The 21,498-nt window shown below is 72.0% G+C and carries 16 protein-coding genes and 1 pseudogene; 8 read left to right on the top strand and 9 right to left on the bottom strand.

Features of this window, described 5'->3' with window-relative positions; genetic code table 11:
• Positions 1–80 precede the first annotated feature (80 nt).
• Entirely contained in the window at positions 81–1,061 is a 981-nt protein-coding gene (locus ACIQU4_RS28785) for an EamA family transporter (protein WP_403736621.1), read from the top strand.
• Here ACIQU4_RS28785 and ACIQU4_RS28780 read toward each other — a convergent pair.
• Positions 1,012–1,509: pseudogene (locus ACIQU4_RS28780) on the bottom strand (GNAT family N-acetyltransferase); the annotation flags it as partial. The gene ACIQU4_RS28785 and the pseudogene ACIQU4_RS28780 overlap by 50 nt on opposite strands.
• A 52-nt stretch (positions 1,510–1,561) precedes the next feature.
• A complete protein-coding gene (locus ACIQU4_RS28775; protein ID WP_403736618.1) occupies positions 1,562–2,095 on the bottom strand; it encodes a DUF937 domain-containing protein in 534 nt (177 codons plus the stop codon).
• A 307-nt stretch (positions 2,096–2,402) separates the two neighbouring features.
• On the opposite strand from ACIQU4_RS28775, the gene ACIQU4_RS28770 reads away from it, so the two are divergent.
• The gene (locus ACIQU4_RS28770) at positions 2,403–4,646 is read left to right on the top strand and encodes an ATP-dependent RecD-like DNA helicase (protein ID WP_403736615.1); all 2,244 of its coding nucleotides are present in this window, start codon (positions 2,403–2,405) and stop codon (positions 4,644–4,646) included.
• Positions 4,647–4,828: 182 nt separating this feature from the next.
• On the top strand, positions 4,829–6,118 hold the full coding sequence (locus tag ACIQU4_RS28765) for a citrate synthase (RefSeq protein WP_030229520.1): 1,290 nt from the start codon (positions 4,829–4,831) through the stop codon (positions 6,116–6,118).
• Positions 6,119–6,500: 382 nt separating this feature from the next.
• Here ACIQU4_RS28765 and ACIQU4_RS28760 read toward each other — a convergent pair whose 3' ends face one another.
• The 3 genes from ACIQU4_RS28760 to ACIQU4_RS28750 all read right to left on the bottom strand — a co-directional run bounded on the left by ACIQU4_RS28760 (position 6,501) and on the right by ACIQU4_RS28750 (position 10,011).
• Positions 6,501–8,798, bottom strand: coding sequence for a heavy metal translocating P-type ATPase (locus ACIQU4_RS28760; protein WP_403736613.1), 2,298 nt, complete (start codon positions 8,796–8,798; stop codon positions 6,501–6,503).
• A gap of 94 nt (positions 8,799–8,892) precedes the next feature.
• Positions 8,893–9,129: a heavy-metal-associated domain-containing protein gene (locus tag ACIQU4_RS28755; RefSeq protein ID WP_030868575.1), complete on the bottom strand. Its 237-nt coding sequence runs from the start codon at positions 9,127–9,129 to the stop codon at positions 8,893–8,895.
• Positions 9,130–9,294: 165 nt separating this feature from the next.
• Positions 9,295–10,011 carry a TetR family transcriptional regulator gene (locus ACIQU4_RS28750; protein ID WP_403736610.1) on the bottom strand — a complete coding sequence of 239 codons (717 nt, stop codon included), beginning with the start codon at positions 10,009–10,011 and terminating at the stop codon, positions 9,295–9,297.
• A gap of 131 nt (positions 10,012–10,142) precedes the next feature.
• Between ACIQU4_RS28750 and ACIQU4_RS28745 the strand changes: the two genes are divergently transcribed.
• On the top strand, positions 10,143–12,428 hold the full coding sequence (locus tag ACIQU4_RS28745) for an MMPL family transporter (protein WP_403736607.1): 2,286 nt from the start codon (positions 10,143–10,145) through the stop codon (positions 12,426–12,428).
• Positions 12,429–12,498: 70 nt separating this feature from the next.
• Here ACIQU4_RS28745 and ACIQU4_RS28740 read toward each other — a convergent pair whose 3' ends face one another.
• The 3 genes from ACIQU4_RS28740 to ACIQU4_RS28730 all read right to left on the bottom strand — a co-directional run bounded on the left by ACIQU4_RS28740 (position 12,499) and on the right by ACIQU4_RS28730 (position 14,891).
• Positions 12,499–12,699, bottom strand: coding sequence for a helix-turn-helix transcriptional regulator (locus tag ACIQU4_RS28740; protein WP_403736604.1), 201 nt, complete (start codon positions 12,697–12,699; stop codon positions 12,499–12,501).
• A 246-nt stretch (positions 12,700–12,945) separates the two neighbouring features.
• Positions 12,946–13,956 (bottom strand): Gfo/Idh/MocA family protein, encoded by a 1,011-nt coding sequence (locus tag ACIQU4_RS28735; RefSeq protein ID WP_403736602.1) that lies wholly within the window; start codon positions 13,954–13,956, stop codon positions 12,946–12,948.
• Positions 13,957–13,976: 20 nt separating this feature from the next.
• Positions 13,977–14,891: a sugar phosphate isomerase/epimerase family protein gene (locus ACIQU4_RS28730; RefSeq protein WP_403736599.1), complete on the bottom strand. Its 915-nt coding sequence runs from the start codon at positions 14,889–14,891 to the stop codon at positions 13,977–13,979.
• 80 nt (positions 14,892–14,971) lie between these two features.
• On the opposite strand from ACIQU4_RS28730, the gene iolC reads away from it, so the two are divergent.
• From iolC to ACIQU4_RS28710, 4 genes are read left to right on the top strand one after another with little or no spacing between them, the layout of a single operon-like run.
• On the top strand, positions 14,972–15,892 hold the full coding sequence (iolC, locus tag ACIQU4_RS28725) for a 5-dehydro-2-deoxygluconokinase (RefSeq protein WP_403737111.1): 921 nt from the start codon (positions 14,972–14,974) through the stop codon (positions 15,890–15,892).
• A gap of 20 nt (positions 15,893–15,912) precedes the next feature.
• Positions 15,913–16,767: a 5-deoxy-glucuronate isomerase gene (gene iolB, locus ACIQU4_RS28720; protein ID WP_403737108.1), complete on the top strand. Its 855-nt coding sequence runs from the start codon at positions 15,913–15,915 to the stop codon at positions 16,765–16,767.
• Positions 16,764–18,656 (top strand): 3D-(3,5/4)-trihydroxycyclohexane-1,2-dione acylhydrolase (decyclizing), encoded by a 1,893-nt coding sequence (iolD, locus tag ACIQU4_RS28715; RefSeq protein WP_403736596.1) that lies wholly within the window; start codon positions 16,764–16,766, stop codon positions 18,654–18,656. The genes iolB and iolD overlap by 4 nt, the downstream gene beginning before the upstream one ends.
• Positions 18,657–18,668: 12 nt before the next feature.
• Entirely contained in the window at positions 18,669–20,168 is a 1,500-nt protein-coding gene (locus ACIQU4_RS28710) for a CoA-acylating methylmalonate-semialdehyde dehydrogenase (RefSeq protein WP_403736594.1), read from the top strand.
• An 85-nt stretch (positions 20,169–20,253) separates the two neighbouring features.
• Here ACIQU4_RS28710 and ACIQU4_RS28705 read toward each other — a convergent pair whose 3' ends face one another.
• Positions 20,254–21,294: a WxL protein peptidoglycan domain-containing protein gene (locus tag ACIQU4_RS28705; RefSeq protein ID WP_403736591.1), complete on the bottom strand. Its 1,041-nt coding sequence runs from the start codon at positions 21,292–21,294 to the stop codon at positions 20,254–20,256.
• Between the last annotated feature and the right edge of the window lie 204 nt (positions 21,295–21,498).

Raw genomic sequence — 21,498 nt, 5'->3', positions numbered from 1 at the left:
GGCACCCGTAAGCGATGCTTCATCCATCCCGGAAGAGATCCGCGCTGGTGCTACATGGTCGCTGCGTCGATGCTCGAAGCATGCGTCCCGTTCACACCGCACTAGCCGTACTCGTCGCCGCCGTCTGGGGCTTCAATTTCGTCGTCATCGAGATCGGACTCGGCCACTTCCCGCCGCTGCTCCTGTCCGCCCTGCGCTTCCTCGTCGCCGCGCTGCCCGCCGTGTTCTTCGTCGGCCGGCCCAAGACCGCCTGGAAGTGGATCATCGCGGTCGGAGTGGCCCTCGGCGTCGCCAAGTTCGGCCTCCTCTTCACCGGCATGGCCGCCGGGATGCCGGCCGGACTGTCCTCGCTCGTGCTCCAGGTGCAGTCCGTCTTCACCGCCGTCCTCGCCTCCCTCGTCCTGCGCGAGCGGCCGGGGCGGGTCCGGATGGCCGGCATGGCCGTGGCGCTCGCCGGGATCGCCGTCGCCGCCGTGGACGGGGGCACCTCCGGGCCGGTGCTCGGCTTCACCCTGGTCGTCGCGGCCGCCGCCTGCTGGGGCGTGTCCAACGTGCTGACCCGCAAGGCGTCCCCGCCCGACGCGCTGAACTTCATGGTCTGGGTGTGCACCGTCCCGGTGCTGCCGCTGTTCGCGCTCTCGCTGCTGCTGGAGGGGCCCGAGCGGGACCTGGCCGCGCTGCGCGCCCTGGACTGGTCCGGGGCCGCGGTCATCGCGTACGTCGCCTGGGTGTCCACCGTGTTCGGGTTCGGGGCCTGGAACTACCTGCTGAAGCGCTACCCGGCCTCGTCGGTCGCGCCGTTCTCGCTGCTGGTGCCGGTGTTCGGGATGTCCTCGGCCGCGCTGGTCCTGGGCGAGGGGATCTCGGGGCTGCGGTGGGTGGCCGCGCTGCTGCTGGTCGGCGGGGTGGGCGTGACCTCACTGGCCCCCGCCCGCGCGGGCACCCGTACGACGGTGGCCGACAGTGGCACGGCGGCGGGCAGCGGCCCGGTGGAGGGCGGTACGGCGGAGCTCAGTGCGGGGAGTCCTCCCGCAGCGGCAGCCGCCAGTCCTGCCCCGTGAGGGTGACGCCGTACGAGCGGTGCGGGCGCTCGGCCACCAAGGTGAACCCGGCGTGCTCGTAGAGGGAACGCGCCGAGGTCAGCACGTCGTTGGTCCACAGCACCAGCTCGCGGTAGCCGACGGAGCGGGCGAACGCGACGACCGCGTCGACGAGCAGCGACCCGATGCCGTGGCCCCGGCCCTCCGGCTCCACGAGCAGCAGTCTCAGCCGCGCCGTGCCGGGCGGGCCGTCCTCGCGCACGCACATCACCGAGCCGACCGGGCGGCCGTCCAGCTCGGCGATCCAGACCCGCTCCAGATACGGGTCGTGATCCTCGGCGAAGTCCGCGACGATCCGGGCCACCAGACCCTCGAAGTCGGTGTTCCAGCCGTACTCTGCGGCGTAGAGCGCGCCGTGCCGCTGGACGATCCAGCCCAGCTCCCCGGGCTCGGGTTCCCGCAGCCGCACCGATGCGGCGGAGTTGTCAGCAGGGGGCTCCATGGCGCCCCAGGGTAGCGGGCTACTTCTTGCCGCCGCCCAGGATCTGGCCGAGCAGGTCGCCGAGCCCGCCGCCCTCGGCCGGGGCGGCGCCGGGAGCGGTTCCCGGAGCGGCGCCCGGGGCTCCTGCGGCGGCGCCCTTGCCGGCCGCCGCGCGCTTGGCGAAGACCGCCAGCAACACCGGGATCAGCATCTCGATGACGCGGGTGACGGTGGCCGCGGGGATACCGGTCTTCTTGGACACCGCCGCGGCGACCGGCCTGCTCACCTTCGCGAGCACCCCGGCCATCAGACCGCCGCCGAGCAGCCCGCCGCCGAGCGTGGCCACGCCCTGCAGCGGGGGTTCGGCGACCTCGGCGAAGGCCTGGCGGACCTCGTTGCCGTCGTCGTCATCGGCGTCGGCCTTCTCCTGGAGGCCGCCGGTCAGGGCGCCGACCGTATTCGCGACGGTCTCGCGGGCACCCGCCGCGTCGGTACCGAGCAGGCCGGCGATCTCGCTCAGCCGGTCCGGGCCGAGCTCGCCGAGCACGTCATCCTGGAATGAAGATTCACTCATGCCTGAAACGCTACTTCTGTGGTGATTCACCGGCACTTCGGATCGACTCCCGAGCCCGCCGAGGTAATGGAAACGTAAAGTTCCGATTCCGCGTGCAACCCCGGAGCGGGGCAGCGGGTCGTATGGTGCGTCGGCACTTCCGGGGAGGGATCTGGGGGGATCGGGAAGTCCGACACAGGAGGGGTAACCGTGAGGGGGTCCGGCCGCGAGGCCGGACCCCCTTCTGGGTTGTCGCGGGTCGTCACAGGGTGCCGCGGGTTGTCCACAGGGCTGACGGGCTGTCGGCGCCGGGCGGTAGCTTCGTGCCATGGCAACCAACGGGGCGGTGCAACTGGCGGTGGTCGAGGGGGTGCTCGAGCGCATCACCTACGCCAACGAGGAGAGCGGGTACACGGTCGCCCGCGTCGACACCGGCCGCGGCAGCGGGGACCTGCTCACGGTCGTCGGCTCCCTGCTCGGCGCCCAGCCCGGCGAATCGCTGCGCATGGAGGGCCGCTGGGGATCCCACCCCCAGTACGGCAAGCAGTTCACGGTGGAGAACTACCGCACCGTGCTCCCCGCAACCATCCAGGGCATACGCCGCTACCTCGGCTCCGGCCTGATCAAGGGCATCGGCCCGAAGATCGCCGACCGGATCGTGGAGCACTTCGGCACCGACACCCTCGACGTGATCGAGGAGGCGCCGAAGCGGCTGATCGAGGTGCCGGGACTCGGCCCCAAGCGGACCAAGCTGATCGGTGCCGCCTGGGAGGAGCAGAAGGCGATCAAGGAGGTCATGGTCTTCCTCCAGGGCGTCGGCGTCTCCACCTCCATCGCGGTCCGGATCTACAAGAAGTACGCCGACGCCTCCATCTCGGTGGTCAAGAACCAGCCGTACCGGCTCGCCGCCGACGTGTGGGGCATCGGCTTCCTGACCGCAGACCGGATCGCCCAGGCCGTCGGCATCCCGCACGACAGTCCCGAGCGGGTCAAGGCCGGGCTCCAGTACGCCCTGTCCCAGTCCACCGACCAGGGGCACTGCTTCCTGCCCGAGGAGCGGCTCATCGCCGACGGGGTCAAGCTGCTCCAAGTGGACACCGGGCTGGTCATCGAATGCCTGGCCGAGCTCGCCGCCGATCCGGAGGGGGTCGTACGGGAGGCCGTGCCCGATCCGCAGGGCGGGCCGCCGCTGACCGCCGTGTACCTGGTGCCCTTCCACCGGGCCGAGTTGTCGCTGGTCGGGCAGGTACGGCGGCTCCTGAGCGCCGAGGACGACCGGATGCCGGGCTTCCAGGACGTGGAGTGGGACAAGGCCTTCGGCTGGCTGGCCGGGCGCACCGGGGCCAAGCTGGCCCCCGAGCAGCGGGACGCCGTCACCCTGGCGCTGACCCGCCGGGTGGCCGTCCTGACCGGCGGTCCGGGCTGCGGGAAGTCCTTCACCGTCCGCTCGATCGTGGAGCTGGCCCGGGCCAAGAAGGCCAAGGTCGTGCTCGCCGCGCCCACCGGCCGGGCCGCGAAACGGCTGTCGGAGCTGACCGGGGCCGAGGCCTCCACCGTGCACCGGCTGCTGGAGCTCAAGCCGGGCGGGGACGCGGCGTACGACCGGGAGCGCCCGCTGGACGCGGACCTGGTCGTCGTCGACGAGGCCTCGATGCTGGACCTGCTGCTGGCGAACAAGCTGGTCAAGGCGGTGGCCCCGGGTGCGCACCTGCTGCTGGTCGGGGATGTGGACCAGCTGCCCTCGGTCGGCGCCGGCGAGGTGCTGCGGGACCTGCTGGCCGAGGGCGGTCCCGTACCGGCGGTCCGGCTGACCCGGATCTTCCGGCAGGCCCAGCAGTCGGGCGTGGTCACCAATGCCCACCGGATCAACACCGGCCTGCCGCCGCTCACCGACGGGCTGCCGGACTTCTTCCTGTTCCCGGAGGAGGACACCGAGGAGGCCGGGCGGCTCGCCGTGGACGTGGCCGCCCGGCGGATTCCGGCCAGGTTCGGGCTGGACCCGCGCCGCGACATCCAGGTACTCGCGCCCATGCACCGCGGCCCGGCCGGCGCCGGAAACCTCAACGGGCTGCTCCAGCAGGCCATCACGCCGGCCCGGCCGGACCTGCCCGAGAAGCGGTTCGGCGGCCGGGTCTTCCGCGTCGGCGACAAGGTCACCCAGATCCGGAACAACTACGAGAAGGGTGCCAACGGCGTCTTCAACGGCACGGTCGGCGTGGTCACCGACCTCGACGTGGACGAACAGCGGCTGACGGTGCGGACGGAGGAGGACGAGGAGATCGGCTACGAGTTCGCCGAGCTGGACGAGCTGGCGCACGCGTACGCCGTCACCATCCATCGTTCCCAGGGGAGTGAATATCCGGCCGTGGTGATCCCCGTCACCACCGGTGCTTGGATGATGCTCCAGCGCAACTTGCTCTACACGGCGGTGACCAGGGCGAAGAAACTGGTCGTGCTGGTCGGGTCCCGCAAGGCACTCGGCCAGGCTGTGCGTACCGTTTCCGCAGGCAGGAGGTACACGGCGGTCGCGCCCAGGCTGTCCGGCCGGATACCGGTGGGAAACATCACCTAGATGATCGATCATTTTGGGTTCCCGCGCCGGTGCGGAGGGGGCAGGATGAGCTGGTTGAAGGCACTCAGTGCCGTCAAAAGGACCAAAGGCCGACCCCGAGTGCACTCTCCTGCGCCAAATGGGGGAAGGTAGAGGCAGTCAGGGCACCTCGAAGAAGAGGCACTACGTCGGTGAGGGATGACGTGAGCGACAACTCTGTAGTACTCCGGTACGCGGACGGTGAATACACCTACCCGGTGGTCGAAAGCACCGTCGGTGACCAGGGCTTCGACATCTCGAAGCTGAGGGCCCAGACCGGGCTCGTCACCTTGGACAGCGGCTACGGCAACACCGCCGCCTACAAGTCCGCGATCACCTACCTCGACGGTGAGCAGGGCATCCTGCGCTACCGCGGTTACCCGATCGAGCAGTTGGCCGAGCGTTCGACCTTCATCGAGGTCGCGTACCTGCTGATCAACGGTGAGCTGCCGACCGTCGACCAGCTCGCGTCGTTCCGCAACGAGATCACCCAGCACACGCTGCTGCACGAGGACGTGAAGCGCTTCTACGACGGCTTCCCGCGCGACGCGCACCCGATGGCGATGCTGTCCTCCGTGGTCAGCGCGCTGTCGACGTTCTACCAGGACAGCCACAACCCGTTCGACGAGAAGCAGCGCCACCTCTCGACGATCCGCCTGCTGGCCAAGCTCCCGACGATCGCGGCCTACGCGTACAAGAAGTCGGTCGGCCACCCGGTCGTCTACCCGCGCAACGACCTCGGCTACGTCGAGAACTTCCTGCGCATGACCTTCTCCGTGCCGGCCCAGGAGTACGACCTCGACCCGGTCGTGGTCTCGGCGCTCGACAAGCTGCTGATCCTGCACGCGGACCACGAGCAGAACTGCTCGACCTCCACCGTGCGCCTGGTCGGCTCCTCGCAGGCGAACATGTTCGCCTCGATCTCCGCCGGCATCTCGGCCCTGTGGGGTCCGCTGCACGGTGGCGCCAACCAGTCCGTCCTGGAGATGCTCGAGGGCATCAAGAACGACGGTGGCGACGTCGACGCCTTCATCCGCAAGGTGAAGAACAAGGAAGACGGCGTCCGCCTCATGGGCTTCGGACACCGCGTCTACAAGAGCTTCGACCCCCGGGCGAAGATCATCAAGGCGGCGGCGCACGACGTCCTCTCGGCGCTCGGCAAGAGCGACGAGCTGCTCGACATCGCGCTCAAGCTGGAAGAGCACGCGCTGGCCGACGAGTACTTCGTCTCGCGCAACCTCTACCCGAACGTGGACTTTTACACCGGCCTGATCTACCGGGCCATGGGCTTCCCGACCGAGATGTTCACCGTGCTCTTCGCGCTCGGCCGCCTCCCCGGCTGGATCGCCCAGTGGCACGAGATGATCAAGGAGCCGGGTTCCCGCATCGGCCGCCCGCGCCAGATCTACACCGGCGAGGTCCTGCGCGACTTCGTTCCGGTCGAGGCCCGCTGACCCGAGGTACCTCGAAGCAAGCGAAAAGCGCCCCGCCGTCGATCCCCCCACGGGTCGACGGTCGGGGCGCTTTCCTTTCCCCGGAACGGATTCCCCCCACGGGATCCGAGCCGGGGCGTCGGCGAGGAGCGCACGCGCGGTGCGCTCCAGTGGGTGTCTGCCGGGACCCGCACGGGTCGGGAGGGCCGCTCAAAGCACCCCGTTGGGCACGCGTCCCGGCCGGCTGATGCCTCGGACGTCCCCCAAGACCCCCGTGAACGTCCCCCAAGACGTTCCCGGCATCGCCCCATTAGACCCACTGCAGTGCCGGATGGTTACGTTGCAATCACTGTGATCTGCGTCTCCCGTGAAGGAAGTGTGCGCAGACTGGGGAGAAGATCCACTAGCGGAAGCTTCGCAAGCGGAGGCTGTTGCTCACCACGAAAACGGAGGAGAACGCCATCGCGGCCCCCGCAATCATCGGATTGAGCAGGCCTGCGGCCGCCAGCGGCAAGGCCGCCACGTTGTAGCCGAAGGCCCAGAACAGGTTGCCCTTGATGGTGGCCAGGGTCCGGCGGGAGAGCCGGATCGCGTCCGCCGCCACCCGCAGGTCCCCTCGTACGAGGGTCAGGTCGCTCGCCTCGATCGCCGCGTCGGTGCCGGTGCCCATGGCCAGGCCCAGGTCCGCCTGGGCCAGCGCGGCCGCGTCGTTGACCCCGTCGCCCACCATGGCGACCGTACGGCCCTGCGCCTGCAGCCGGCGTACGACGTCCACCTTGTCCTGCGGGAGGACCTCGGCGATCACCTCTTCGATGCCGACCGCGCGGGCGACCGTCTCGGCGACCGCCTTGTTGTCACCGGTCAGCAGCACCGGGGTCAGGCCCAGCGCCCGCAGCTGCGACACCGCCTCGGCGCTGGTCTCCTTGACCGCGTCGGCCACGGTCAGGACCCCGCGGGCCGCCCCGTCCCAGGCCACCAGGACGGCGGTGGCGCCCTCGGCCTCGGCGGCCGCCTTGGTGCCTGCGAGGCCGGCGGTCAGGGAGATCGACCAGTCGGCCAGCAGCTGCTCGCGGCCGACCAGGACGGCATGTCCGTCGACGACGCCCTGGACGCCGAGTCCGGCGAGGTTGTCGAAGGACTCCGGCACCGGCAGGACGCCCGCCGCCTCGGCCGCACCGGTGGCGACGGCCCGGGCGATCGGGTGCTCGGAAGCGTGCTCCAGCGCGCCCGCGAGCCGGAGCAGTTCGTGCTCGTCCACGCCTTCGGCGGCGTGCACGCCGGTCAGGGTCATCCGGCCGGTGGTGACCGTGCCGGTCTTGTCGAGCACGACCGTGTCCACGCGGCGGGTGGACTCCAGCACCTCGGGGCCCTTGATCAGGATGCCGAGCTGCGCGCCCCGCCCCGTACCGACCATCAGCGCGGTCGGCGTGGCCAGGCCCAGGGCGCAGGGGCAGGCGATGATCAGGACGGCCACGGCGGCGGTGAAGGCGGCGGTGGGGTTGTCGGTGATCAGCAGCCAGGTGACCCAGGTGCCGAGCGCGAGTACCAGTACGACCGGTACGAAGACCCCGGAGATCCGGTCGGCGAGGCGCTGCACCTCGGCCTTGCCGTTCTGCGCCTCCTCGACGAGCCGGGCCATCCGGGCGAGCTGGGTGTCGGCGCCGATCCGGGTGGCCTCGACGACGAGGCGGCCCGAGGCGTTGACGGTGGCGCCGGTGACGGAGTCGCCCACGCCGGCTTCGACCGGGACGGACTCGCCGGTCAGCATCGAGGCGTCCACGGCGGAGGCGCCCTCGACGACCGTGCCGTCGGTGGCGATCTTCTCGCCGGGGCGGACGACGAACCGGTCGCCGATCGCGAGCTGCGCCACCGGGATCCGTACCTCGGTGCCGCCGCGCAGGACGGCGACGTCCTTCGCGCCGAGCTCCAGCAGGGCCTTGAGGGCGGCGCCGGCCTTCCGCTTGGAGCGGGCCTCCAGGTAGCGGCCGAGCAGGATGAAGCTGACGACGCCGGCGGCGACCTCCAGGTAGATCGCGGAGGAGCCGTCATTACGGGAGATCGAGAAGTCGAAGTCGTGCCGCATGCCCGGCATCCCGGCGTGGCCGAAGAACAGGGCCCACAGCGACCAGGCGAAGGCGGCGAGCGTGCCGACCGAGACCAGGGTGTCCATGGTTGCGGCGCCGTGCCGGGCGTTGGTCCAGGCGGCCTTGTGGAAGGGGAGGGCGCCCCAGACGACCACGGGGGCGGCCAGGGTCAGCGAGAGCCACTGCCAGTTGTCGAACTGGAGGGCCGGGATCATCGACATCAGGACGACGGGGAGGGCCAGGGCGGCGGAGACCAGCAGCCGCTGGCGCAGCGCGGCCAGTTCGGGGTCGCGGGCGCTCTCGGCCGCGGCTGAGGCCCCCGCACCGGTCTCGGGGTGCGCGGTCTCCGGTTCCGGTTCCGGCGGCGGGGGCTCCTCGGCGGTGTAGCCGGTCTTGACGACGGTCGCGATCAGGTCGGCGACCTGGACGCCGCCCCCGTAGGAGACGCGGGCCTTCTCGGTGGCGTAGTTCACCGTGGCGGTGACCCCGTCCATCCGGTTCAGCTTCTTCTCGATGCGGGCGGCGCAGGAGGCGCAGGTCATCCCGCCGATGGTCAGCTCGACCTCGGCGGCCTCGGCCGCCGCTATGGGTCCGTCGTGCACTGTGCTGCTGCTCATGTCCGGCTCCAGGGGGAGGGCCGGGTCGTACGGAACCAGTATGAGCTGGCCGGCACGACCCGGCGGGGTACTGCGGAGGAGGGAGGAGAGGAGCTCAGCCGGCCTGGCCGGCGAACTCGTACCCGGCCTCGTCCACGGCGGCGCGCACGTCCTCCTCGGCGAGCGGGGCGGCGGAGACCACGGTGACCTCGCCGGTCGCGGCGACGGCCTTGACCGAGCTGACGCCGGGCAGGGCGGAGATCTCGGTGGTCACCGCGCCCTCGCAGTGGCCGCAGGTCATGCCGGTCACCCGGTAGACGGTGGTGGTCTGGGTGTCCGTCTCGGCGGTCATGTCGTTCTCCTCTTCAAGGGCGTATCCGGTCGCCGGGGGCGGCGGTGCCAGGTGGTGTCACCCCCACCGTCCTCCCGACACTCGAAGACTATACCCCTAGGGGGTATCAAGGCGAGTGTGCGAAGCGGCAGCCGGGGTGACGTGCCGGTATGTGGAGCGGCCGGGTCAGTGAAGGTGGGGGGTGGCGACCATCGGCTCGACGTAGCGCAGCAGTACGGTCTTCAGCTCGGCGACGTACGCGGCGCGCTCCGCGCCCTCGCTCGCCAGGATCAGGTCGAGCGCCGCCTTGAAGATGCCCAGGACCATGCCGGAGACGCGGGTGAGCTCCTCGGGTGAGCCGTCCGGGCAGAAGGTGCGCAGGACGTCCTGGACCTGGGTCAGCAGGCCGGAGTGCAGCTCCTCGCGCTCCTGGGTGATGCCGGGGATGCCGGAGCCGTGCATGAGGGCCCAGAAGGCCGGGTTCTCGCAGTTGAAGGCGATGACCGGGTCCAGGACGGCGTCGAGCAGTTCGGGCAGGGGCTTGTCCAGGTTCTCGGGAAGGAAGGCCTGGCCGTGCATGTCGCGGGCGCGCCGGAGCAGCTCGTCGCCCAGGTGGATGGCGATGGCCTCCTTGTTCGGGAAGAACTGGTAGAGCGTTCCCGGTGAGACCTCCGCCTCGCGGGCGATGGCGTTGGTGCTGGCCGCGGCGTAGCCGGTGCGGCAGAACACGCTGGCGGCGGCATCCAGGAGCTGGGCGATCCGGCGCTCGCCGCGGGCCTGGCGGCGCGGGGCGGCCGCCTTCGTGGCGGTCTTCTTCGCGGTCTTCCCGGCCGTCTTCCCGGCTGTCTTCTTGGCGGCCTTTGGGGCCTTCGCGGCGTTTTCGGCCTGGGGCCTCTCGGGCATGTCCCGTCCCTTGCTTCCCGTGGGTGATTGACAAACGCGAGAGATCGCTCGCATTCTTGGGAAACGCGAGCGACTGCTCGTGTTTGCCAGCTTAAGTTGTCTGGCAATCACGGTGAAGGGGACACCGAGTCATGTCCGAAGTCAAAAAACCGCCGTCGTCAGGGGAGAGCGGACGGTGGACCCGGTTCGTCACGGCCCGGCCGCGGCTCTCACTGCTGCTCGCCCTCGTGGTCACGGCCCTGGCCGTCCTCGCGGGCGGTGGCGTCGCCGACCGGATGGGCAGCGGCGGCTGGGAGGACCCGGATGCCCGGTCCACCTACGCCGCCAAGGTGCTGGAGCGCGAGTTCCCGGGCTCCCAGCCCAACCTCCTCCTGCTGGTGGACGCCGCCGGGTCGGGGGCGGCCGGGGTGGACGATCCCGCCGTCGCCGCCGAGGCCGAGCGGCTGACCGCGCAACTCGCCTCCGAACAGGGGGTGGCCGGGGTCGGCTCGTACTGGCGCACGCACCTGCCCGCGCTGCGCTCCGAGGACGGCCGGCAGGCCCTGATCGCCGCCCGGGTGCTCGGAGACGAGAAGACCCGCGCCGCCGTGCTGGAGCGGATCGCCCCGCGCTACCGGGGCGGGCACGGGCCGGTGAAGGTCTCCCTCGGGGGGCCGGTCGCCGTCCAGCGCGAGGTGACCACCACCATCCAGGAGGACCTGCTGCGCGCCGAGGTGATCGCCCTGCCGGTGACCCTCGTCCTGCTCGTCATCGTCTTCGGCAGCGCCGTGGCCGCGCTGCTGCCGCTGGGCGTGGGCATCGTCGCCATCCTCGGCACCAATGCCGTGCTGCGCGGCCTCACCGAGTTCACCGACGTCTCCGTCTTCGCCCAGAACCTGACCACCGCGCTCGGCCTCGGACTCGCCATCGACTACGCCCTGTTCATCGTGCGGAGGTTCCGCGAGGAGCTCGCCGCCGGGCGGGATCCGGTGGCGGCCGTGGGGGCCACCTTGCGCACCGCCGGGCGCACGGTGCTGTTCTCGGCGCTGACCGTGGCCGTCTCGCTCTCGGCGATGCTGTTCTTCCCGATGTACTTCCTGCGCTCCTTCGCCTATGCCGGGGTCGCGGTGGTCCTGCTCGCGGCGGCCGCCGCCCTCGTCCTGCTGCCGGCGGCGCTGGTGCTCCTCGGGGAGCGGGTCAACTCCCTCGACCTGCGGCGGCTGTGGCGGCGTAAGCGGCCCGGGGCGGGCACCGGGACGCCGGGCGCGGACGCCGGGGCCGAGAGCGGGCGGGGCTGGGCGCGGACGACCGCGCTGGTGATGCGCCGGGCCCCGGTGTTCGCCATCGCCACCACGGCCGGGCTGCTGCTCCTGGGACTGCCCTTCCTGGGGGTGAAGTTCGGCACCGTGGACGACCGGCAGCTGCCGGAGACGGCCGCCTCCCACCTGGTCCAGCAGCAGATCCGCGACGGCTTCCCGGGCAGCCCCGGCGCCGGGCTGACCGTGCTGACCGAGGGCGCGGCCGGTCCCGCCGACCTCGCCGCCTACCGCGACCGGCTGGCCGCCCTGCCCGGCGTGAGGGTGGACGGGCCGGTGAGCTCCGGGTCCCGGCCGGGATACGCGTACATATCGGTGGTCACGGACGGCGAGCCGGTGGGGCGCCAGGCCCAGGACCTCGTCGGCGAGGTGCGGAAGGTGGACGCCCCGTTCGACACCGCGGTGACCGGACAGGCGGCCGTCCTCGTCGACGCCCAGAAGGCGATAGCGGAGAAACTGCCGGCCGCACTGGCCCTGGTGGTCCTGGCCACGCTCCTGCTGGTCTTCCTGCTCACCGGAAGCGTGCTGATACCCGTCCAGGCGGTCCTGCTCAACGCGCTGAGCCTGACGGCGATGTTCGGGGCGGTGGTGTGGGTCTTCCAGGACGGCCACCTCTCCGGACCGCTTTCCTTCACCTCCACCGGGGACATCGAGACCACCCTGCCCGTGCTGATGTTCTGCATCGCCTTCGGGCTCTCCATGGACTACGGGGTGTTCCTCATATCCCGCATCAAGGAGGAGTACGAGCGGACCGGGGACCACGAGGGGGCGGTGCGCACCGGACTGGTCCGCACGGGCGGGCTGATCACCGCGGCGGCCGTGATCCTGGCGGTGGTGATGGTGGCCATCGGCAGCTCCCGGGTGACCAACACCAAGATGCTGGGGCTCGGGATCGCGCTGGCCGTGCTGATGGACGCGCTGGTCGTACGGAGCCTGCTGGTACCGGCGGTCATGAAGCTGACGGGCAGGGCCACCTGGTGGGCGCCGGGCCCGCTGCGGCGGCTGCACGAGAGGTTCGGGCTGAGCGAGGGGGAGTCCGCGCCGGCGGCGGAGCCGCGGGCGGCAGGGGAGGCGCCGGGGGAGGCCCCGGAGCCGGACCGCGTACCGGCGGGCAGCCGCTAGGGGGTTGGCGGGGCGGGATCAGAGCCGGGCCCCGGCGGCCGCGGCCGGGGCCGCCGGGGCCCGGCCGGGGTCAGTCCTCGCGGCGGCCCCGGTTGCCGGGGCGGCGGGCCACCCAGGTGCGGATCGTGTCGGCGTACCAGTAGGACTTGCCGCCTTCCACGTGGTCGGGAGCGGGGAGAAGCCCGTGCTTGCGGTACGAGCGCACCGTGTCCGGCTGGACCCGGATATGGGCGGCGATCTCCTTGTACGACCACAGCTGTCGGTCGCTCATCCACGACACCTCCTTGTCCACGGGGCGGGGCCGGCCGGGAAGGCCGTCGGGGGAGCCGACGCGTGGACAGTGACGATCACTCGGGTTGTGCCCGGAGAACGGCAGAGGGTGGGGGCGCGGGAGGCCTTGTCGACCGGCTGTGACGAAATACCCGCGTAATGGGGATATGCGTGACACAAGGGCGACGCCTGTGACACATGTGACACAACGGGGAGGAGTGGGAGAGAGGTTCAGCGGTAGAAAGGTTCAGCGGTAGAGGGCGGGGCGCTCCACCAGCTCCACCGGGGTCCGTACGCCGCTGTGCGCGGCGGCGAGCCCCGCAGCGGAGACGGCGGCCGCCGCGTAGCCGTCCCAGGCGTCGGGCCCGGCCACCCGGCCCTGCGCGGCCGCGGCCACCCAGCGCCGCAGCTGGCGGTCGTACGCGTCGGCGAAGCGCACGGTGAAGTCCTGCACGATCTCGCCGGAGCTGCGGCCCGCGGACCGGACGACCATCCCCTGCCCCTCACCGATCTGGGCGCTGCCGGACTCGCCGACCGCCTCGCACCGGACCTCGTAGCCGAAGCCGCAGTTGACGAAGATCTCCACGTCGACGATGGCCCCGCCCGCGGTCTCCAGCAGGACCAGCCGGGGATCACGCAGCCCTTCGGGGGCCGCCGAGCTGGGCGTCGGGGAGAGTACGGACACCGCCGTGATCTCCTGCCCGAGCAGCCAGCGTGCCGCGTCGACCTCGTGCACGACGGAGTCGGTGATCAGCATGTCGCTGGTGAAGAAGGCGGGCGAGGAGGCATTGCGGTGCCGGCAGTGCAGGAACAGCGGCCGGCCGATTCCGCCCGCGTCCAGCAGCTCCTTCAGCCGCTCGTACTCGGCGTCGAACCGTCGCATGAACCCCACCTGCACCAGCCGCCGGCCCAGCCGCCGCTCCGCCTCCATCACCCGCACCGCCCCGGCCGGATCCGGGGTCAGCGGCTTCTCGCACAGCACCGGCAACTCCCGCCCCAGGGCGTGCAGGATCGCCTCCTCGTGCGCGGGCCCGGGGGAGGCGATCAGTACGGCCTGGACTCCGGGAGCCGCTATCGCCGCCGCCGGATCCGTGTGCGCGCTCGCGCCGTCCAGACCCGCCGCGACCGCCTTCACCCGGTCCCCGTCCGGATCGGCCACGGCCACCACCCGGGCCCCGCCCACCGTCCGCCCGATCCGGTGGACATGGTCGGCGCCCATCTTCCCCGTCCCGATGACGGCGATGCCCAGCGTGCTCATGTCGTGTTCCCTCCGGGGAGTCAGCGGGCGCCGCAGGAGCGCAGGTAGGCGCGGGTGCGGCGGGCGATCGGCAGCGGCCGGTCGGGCGGGCACGGGTACATGTCCTGCTCCACGATGGCGAAGAGGTCCACGCCGAGCCGCTGGGCGGCCGCGAGGACGGGCTCCAGCGCGGGCACCCCCGACGGAGGTTCGCACATCACCCCGCGGCCGACGGCCGGCCCGAAGGGCAGCTGCTCCGCGAGGACTTCGGCGAGGATCCGCGGGTCGACCTGCTTGAGGTGGAGGTAGCCGATCCGCTCGGCGAACGTCTCGATGGCCTGGACGCTGTCGCCGCCGCAGTAGGCGTAGTGGCCGGTGTCCAGGCACAGGGAGACCAGGTCCGGATCGGTGGCGTCCAGGAAGCGGGCCACGTTCTCGGGGGTGTCGATGTGCGTGTCGGCGTGCGGGTGGACGACGATCCGCAGCCCGTACCGGTCCCGCACCTCGCGGCCCAGGCGCTCGGTCTGCGTGGTCAGTTCACGCCATTGCGCGGGGGCGAGGGTGCGGTCCTCCAGCACCTTGCCGGTCTTGTCGTCGCGCCAGAAGGACGGGATGACGACGAGGTGGCCCGCGCCCATGGCCTGGGTGAGCGCCGCGATCCGCGACACGTGCTCCCAGGTCTGCGCCCAGACGGCGGGCCCGTGATGGAGTCCGGTGAAGACGGTGCCCGCGCTGACGCGCAGGCCCCGTTCGGCGGTCTCCTCCGCGAGGCGGGCGGGGTCGGTGGGGAGGTAGCCGTACGGGCCGAGCTCGATCCACTCGTACCCGGAGTCGGCGACCTCGTCGAGGAACCGCTCCCACGGGGTCTGGAGCGGATCGTCGGGGAACCAGACACCCCAGGAGTCCGGAGCCGAACCGATGCGGATACGGGTCAACGCGGGTGGGGAGGACGTCATGACGGCCACCTTAGGGTGCGAGACGAGTGGGAGGACTGCCTGTGACGACCGCGGACGATGTCGCGTTCGACGTGATCACCATGGGGCGGATCGGGGTGGATCTCTACCCGCTGACAACGGGTGTACCGCTGGCGGAAGCGGACACCTTCGGGAAGTTCCTGGGCGGCTCGCCCACCAATGTCGCCGTCGCGGCGGCCAGGCTGGGCCGCCGGGTGGCGGTGATCACCCGGACCGGAGCGGACCCGTTCGGCGCCTATCTACGGGCTGAGCTGCGGGGATTCGGGGTGGACGACCGGTGGGCGGGGGAGGTGGCGGGGTATCCGACCCCGCTGACGTTCTGCGAGATCTTCCCGCCGGACGATTTCCCGCTGTACTTCTACCGGCTGCCGAAGGCCCCCGATCTGGAGATCGAGCCGGAGGAGCTGGACCTGGCGGCGGTACGGGCCGCGCGGGTGTTCTGGATGACGGGGACGGGCCTGAGCGCACAGCCGAGCCGGTCCGCGACCCTCGCCGCGCTGGAGGCCCGCTCGAAGTCCGGGATCACGGTCTTCGACCTCGACTGGAGGCCGATGCTGTGGGAGGGGGAGCCGGGCGAGCCGGACGAGGCGTACGCACAGGCGCTGGGTCTCGCCACGGTGGCGGTCGGCAACGTGCAGGAGTGCGCGATCGCGACCGGCGAGTCCGAACCGCGGGCCGCGGCGCGGGCGCTGCTGGCGGCCGGCGTGGAGCTGGCGGTGGTGAAGCGGGGGCCCGAAGGGGTACTGGCGATGCGGCGGGACGGAACGGTGGTGGAGGCCGCGGCCGTCCCGGTGGACGTGGTGAACGGGCTGGGGGCCGGGGACGCGTTCGGGGGCGCCCTGTGCCATGGGCTGCTGGCGGGATGGGACCTGGAGCGGGTGCTGCGCTTCGCCAACGCGGCGGGGGCGATCGTGGCTTCGAGGCTGGCGTGCTCGGCGGCGATGCCGTACGCCAAGGAGGTGGAGGAGGTGTTGGAGCCGTGACGGTGACCGGGTCGCACGAGATGGAGTTCGCGGCGCTGCGGGTGCTGGAGCTTGCGCCGGGGGAGACGTACCCGCACGAGTGCGGGGACCGGGAGTGGATCGTTCTCCCGCTGGCCGGGGCGTGCGTGGTCCGCTGCGCCGAGCCGGTTCCCCGCCCCCAAGCGCCGACGGGGCCGGAGGTGTTCGAACTGCGGGGGCGCGAGAGCGTGTTCAGCGGGGTGAGCGACTTCGCGTACCTGCCCCGGGACGGGCGGGCCGTGATCGGGTCCGCCGCCGGAGGGCGGTTCGCGCTCGTCGGGGCGCGGTGTGAACGGATCCTGCCCGCCCGTTACGGGCCCGGCCGGGGCGTCCCCGTGGAGATCCGCGGCGCCGGCCACTGCACGCGCCAGGTCAACAACTTCGCCGCCGCCGGCGTCTTCGACTGCGACCGCCTCATCGCCGTCGAGGTGCTCACCCCCGGCGGGAACTGGTCCTCGTACCCGCCCCACAAGCACGACGAGTTCCACCCCGGCCACGAGTCCCGCCTCGAAGAGGTCTACTACTTCGAGATCGCCCCGCACACCGTCCGAGGCGGCGGCGACACCCCCGGCCTCGGCTACCAGCGTGTCACCCCGTCCCCCGCCGGGAAGACCGACATCCTCACCGAGGTGAGGACCGGGGACGCGGTGCTCATCCCGGACGGCTGGCACGGGCCGTCCATCGCCGCCCCCGGGCACGACATGTACTACCTCAACGTCATGGCCGGGCCCCCGGGCCAGCCCCGTGAATGGCTGATCCGGGACCACCCCGATCACGCCTGGGTCCGGGACACCTGGTCGAGCCAGGACGCCGACCCCCGGCTGCCCTTCTACCGCGCGGAGGACGAGACCCCATGAGGCTCACCGTGGCCCAGGCCCTCGTACGGTTCCTGGCCGCCCAGTACACCGAGCGCGACGGGCGCAGGCAGCGGCTGATCGCCGCCACCTGGGGGATCTTCGGGCATGGGAACGTGGCCGGAATCGGGCAGGCCCTCCTGGAGAGCGGGCCGGGCGGGAGGCCGGGCGGGACGCCGGGCGCAATGCCGTTCCTCCAGGGGCGCAACGAGCAGGCCATGGTGCACGCCGCCGTCGGGTACGCCCGCCAGTGCGGGCGGCTCTCGGCCCACGCCGTCACCACCTCGATCGGGCCCGGCGCCACCAACCTCGTCACCGGGGCCGCCCTCGCCACCATCAACCGGATTCCCGTACTCCTCCTGCCCGGCGACACCTTCGCCACCCGGCCCGCCGATCCCGTCCTCCAGCAGCTGGAGGTGCCCTACGCGGGCGACGTCTCCGTCAACGACACGCTCCGGCCCGTCTCCCGCCACTTCGACCGGATCACCCGGCCCGAGGCCCTGATCCCGGCCGCCCTCCAGGCGGTGCGGGTCCTCACCGACCCCGTGCAGACCGGCGCGGTGACCCTGGCGCTGCCCCAGGACGTGCAGGCCGAGGCGTACGAGTGGCCGCCCGAGTTCTTCGCCGAGCGCGTGTGGGCCGTACGCCGGCCCCGGCCCGACCGGGACGAGCTCTCGCGGGCCGCCGAAGCCGTACGGGGCTCCGCGCGCCCGCTGATCGTCGCCGGCGGCGGGATCCGGCACAGCGCGGCCCAGGCCGCGCTGGCGGAGTTCGCCGAGGCGACCGGGATCCCGGTCGCCTGCACGCAGGCGGGCAAGGGGGCGCTCCCGTACGACCACCCCGCCGATGTCGGCGGTATCGGGCACACCGGCACGGCCACCGCCGACGGGCTGGCCCGCGGCGCCGACCTGGTCCTCGCCGCCGGGACCCGGCTGACGGACTTCACCACCGCCTCGGGGACCCTGTTCCAGAACCCCGCCGTCCGCTTCCTCGGGCTCAACCTCGACCCGTACGACGCCCACAAACTCGCCGGTCAGCCGGTGGTGTGCGATGCGCGAGCGGGCCTGGAAGAACTCCGGGCCGCGGTTTCCGGGTACCGCGTGGACCCCGGGTACGAGACGGCGTACAAAGAAAAGAAACGCGACTGGGAGAGGCTGGTCGACCGGGCCTACACCGCCCCCGACGAGGACGCCGCCCCGACGCAGGCACAGGTGCTCGGGCTGCTCGACGCGGTCGTCGGCGCCGAGGACATCCTGATCAACGCCGCCGGCTCCCTCCCTGGGGACCTGCACAAGCTGTGGCGGGCCCGCTCGGCCGACCAGTACCACGTGGAGTACGGGTACTCCTGCATGGGCTACGAGATCCCGGCCGCGATCGGGGTCGCGCTCGCCGCCCCCGGGCGCCCGGTGTGGGCGCTGGTCGGCGACGGGACGTACCTGATGAATCCGACCGAGCTGGTCACGGCCGTACAGGAGGGCGTCCCGATCAAGGTGGTGATCCTCGACAACCACGGCTACGCCTCCATCGGCGGCCTCTCCGGGGCCGTGGGCGCGGAGGGCTTCGGGACCGCGTACCGCTTCCGGGCGGACGACGGTTCGTACACCGGCGCGCCGCTGCCGCTGGACCTCGCGGCCAACGCGGCCTCCCTCGGGATGGCGGTGATCCGCACCCGCACCATCGGTGACCTGCGGAAAGCCCTCGCAGAGGCGCGTGCGGCGGACCGTCCCACATGTGTCTACGCACAGACCCGAACACCCGACACTGTGTCGGGCCCGCCCCCGGCACAGGCGTGGTGGGATGTTCCTGTGGCCGAGACCGCGACACGCAAGTCCGCGACCGCGGCCCGCGAGGAGTACGACCGGCAAGCCGCGCAGCGACGTCGCCATCTGTGAAGGAGCAAGGCAATGAAGACCGTCAACCACTGGATCGGTGGCAAGACCGTCGAGGGCGCGTCGGGCAACTACGGCCCGGTCACCGACCCGGCGACCGGCGAGGTCACCACGCAGGTCGCGCTCGCGTCCGCCGACGAGGTCGACGCGGCCGTACGGGTCGCCCAGGAGGCCTACCAGAGCTGGGGCCGGTCCTCGCTGGCCGCCCGCACCAAGGTGCTCTTCGCCTACCGCGCCCTGCTGGACGCCAACCGCGACGCCATCGCCGAGCTGATCACCGCCGAGCACGGCAAGGTCCACTCGGACGCGCTGGGCGAGGTGGCGCGCGGCCTGGAGATCGTCGAGCTGGCCTGCGGGATCACCACGCAGCTCAAGGGCGAGCTGTCGACCTCCGTCTCGAACCGGGTGGACGTGGCCTCCATCCGCCAGCCGCTGGGCGTGGTCGCGGGCATCACCCCGTTCAACTTCCCGGCCATGGTGCCGATGTGGATGTTCCCGCTGGCCGTGGCCTGCGGAAACACCTTCATCCTCAAGCCGAGCGAGAAGGACCCGTCGGCCGCCAACAAGCTGGCCGAGCTGGCCTCCGAGGCCGGTCTGCCGGCCGGTGTGCTCAACGTCGTCCACGGTGACAAGGCCGCCGTCGACGCGCTGCTCGCCCACCCGGGCATCGCGGCCGTCTCCTTCGTCGGCTCGACGCCCATCGCCCGCCACATCCACACCACGGCTTCGGCGAACGGCAAGCGGGTCCAGGCGCTGGGCGGCGCCAAGAACCACATGCTGGTGCTGCCGGACGCCGACCTGGACGCGGCCGCCGACGCGGCGGTCTCGGCCGCGTACGGCTCGGCCGGCGAGCGCTGCATGGCGATCTCGGCGGTCGTGGCCGTCGGATCGATCGGCGACGAGCTGGTGGAGAAGATCCGCGAGCGCGCCGAGAAGATCAAGATCGGCCCCGGCAACGACCCGGCCTCCGAGATGGGCCCGCTGATCACGGCCGCCCACCGCGACAAGGTCGCCTCGTACGTGAAGGGCGCGGCCGACCAGGGCGCGGACGTGGTCCTGGACGGTACGGGTTACACGGTCGGCGGGTTCGAGAACGGCCACTGGATCGGCCTGTCGCTGCTGGACAACGTCAAGACCGACTCCGACGCGTACCGCGACGAGATCTTCGGGCCGGTGCTGTGCGTGCTGCGCGCCGAGACCTACGAGGAGGGCGTGGCGCTCATCAACGCCTCGCCGTTCGGCAACGGCACCGCGATCTTCACCCGGGACGGTGGCGCGGCCCGCCGCTTCCAGCTGGAGATCGAGGCCGGCATGGTCGGCGTCAACGTGCCGATCCCGGTGCCGGTGGGTTACCACTCCTTCGGAGGCTGGAAGGACTCGCTCTTCGGCGACCACCACATCTACGGGAACGACGGCATCCACTTCTACACCCGCGGCAAGGTCGTCACGACCCGCTGGCCGGACCCGTCCGAGGCCCCGGTGGGCGTGGACCTGGGCTTCCCCCGCAACCACTGACCGCGTAGGACCGCAGGACCGCAGGACCGCAGACCGGCTCGCCCCCCGCACCCCTCACGCGGGGGGCGAGCTCCGTTCTTGCCCGTCAATGCGTCGCGGCCAAGTCCGGTGCGGGTTCGGCCTGCTCCACGGGGGACCGGCGCCGGCGGCGCAGGACCAGGAAGGTGAGGGCGGCGCCCGCCAGCACCAGCAGCGCGCCGAGGGCGGGCCACGGCACGGCGATGAACTCCGCCTCGGATGCCGAGGTGAGGTCCGGATAGGCCGTCGCCCCGGCCGAGATCCGTACGGTCACCCAGTCCGACTGCGGTGCGTCGGGCCAGGGTTCGGTCAGCTCGATCCGCTGGCCGGGCAGCAGCACCAGCTTCAGCTCGCGGGCCGGCCGGTCCAGCACCGTACGGCCGAACAGCCCCTCGGCGGACACCGCCACATTGGGCTCGACGACCACGTTGCCCCGGTTGACCAGCGTGTACGCGACCGTGGCGCGGGCGTTCTTGACCCACGGCAGCAGTGGCGCGGACCGGCTGACCTTCACGTCCTCCACGCTCAGTCCCGGTGTCACCGGCCCCGGCACCCGGAAGTACAGCCGCGAGCCGACCTGCCGCTTCACCCCGACCTGGACCTTGCCCTCCTGCCGGATGCCCTCCACGGCGGTGTTGAGGGCGACGATCCCGCCGACGTGGTCGCCGGGCGTCGCGTCCTGCGGGACCTTCACCGTGAACGGGATGTCCTTGCGGCCCTTGGGCGGGACGGTCACCGTGGTCGCCGCCTCGGGCGCCAGCGCTGTCCACGCGCCCACGTCCCTGGGCTTCTGATCCACCGGCAGGAGCGCGAAGGCGCCGCCGGCCGGGGTGTTCACGGCGTCGGTGGCGAAGATCTGGAAGGTCAGCTCCCGGTCGGAGGCGTTCAGGACGGTCACGCTGTCGCTGACCGTGGTCCCGGCGGCGCCCTGGTGGAAGAAGTACGCGCGGTCGGTCATCGCGGCGCCGGCCGGGGGCGTCGGGAACACCCCCCAGGTGCCGTTGTCCGCGGCCGTCGCCGTCGTGGCCGGCGGCAGGAGCAGGCCCGCGACCAGCAGCAACAGGGTGAGGAGCAAGCCGTGCGGAGCGATGCGGGGGCGGGGGCGCATGGGCGGTTCTCCAGTCGGCGCGGGGAGGCGGGGGCGGGGGCGGGAAGGCGAAGGGGTGGTGGGGGGGCGGGGGGCCGCCCCCCCCCCCGGGGGGGGGTGCCCGGGGGGGGGGGGGGGGGGGGGGTGTGGGGGCGCAGGTGGGTGTGGGCGCACAAGAAACCCGGGGGCTGGGTTAAACCCCCGCCCCCCCCCCCCCACACCCCA

Origin of the sequence: Streptomyces sp. NPDC090741, from assembly GCF_044769045.1 — a bacterium.
Taxonomy (GTDB): Bacteria; Actinomycetota; Actinomycetes; order Streptomycetales; family Streptomycetaceae; genus Streptomyces.
This window is presented reverse-complemented; position numbering and strand designations above follow the sequence as displayed.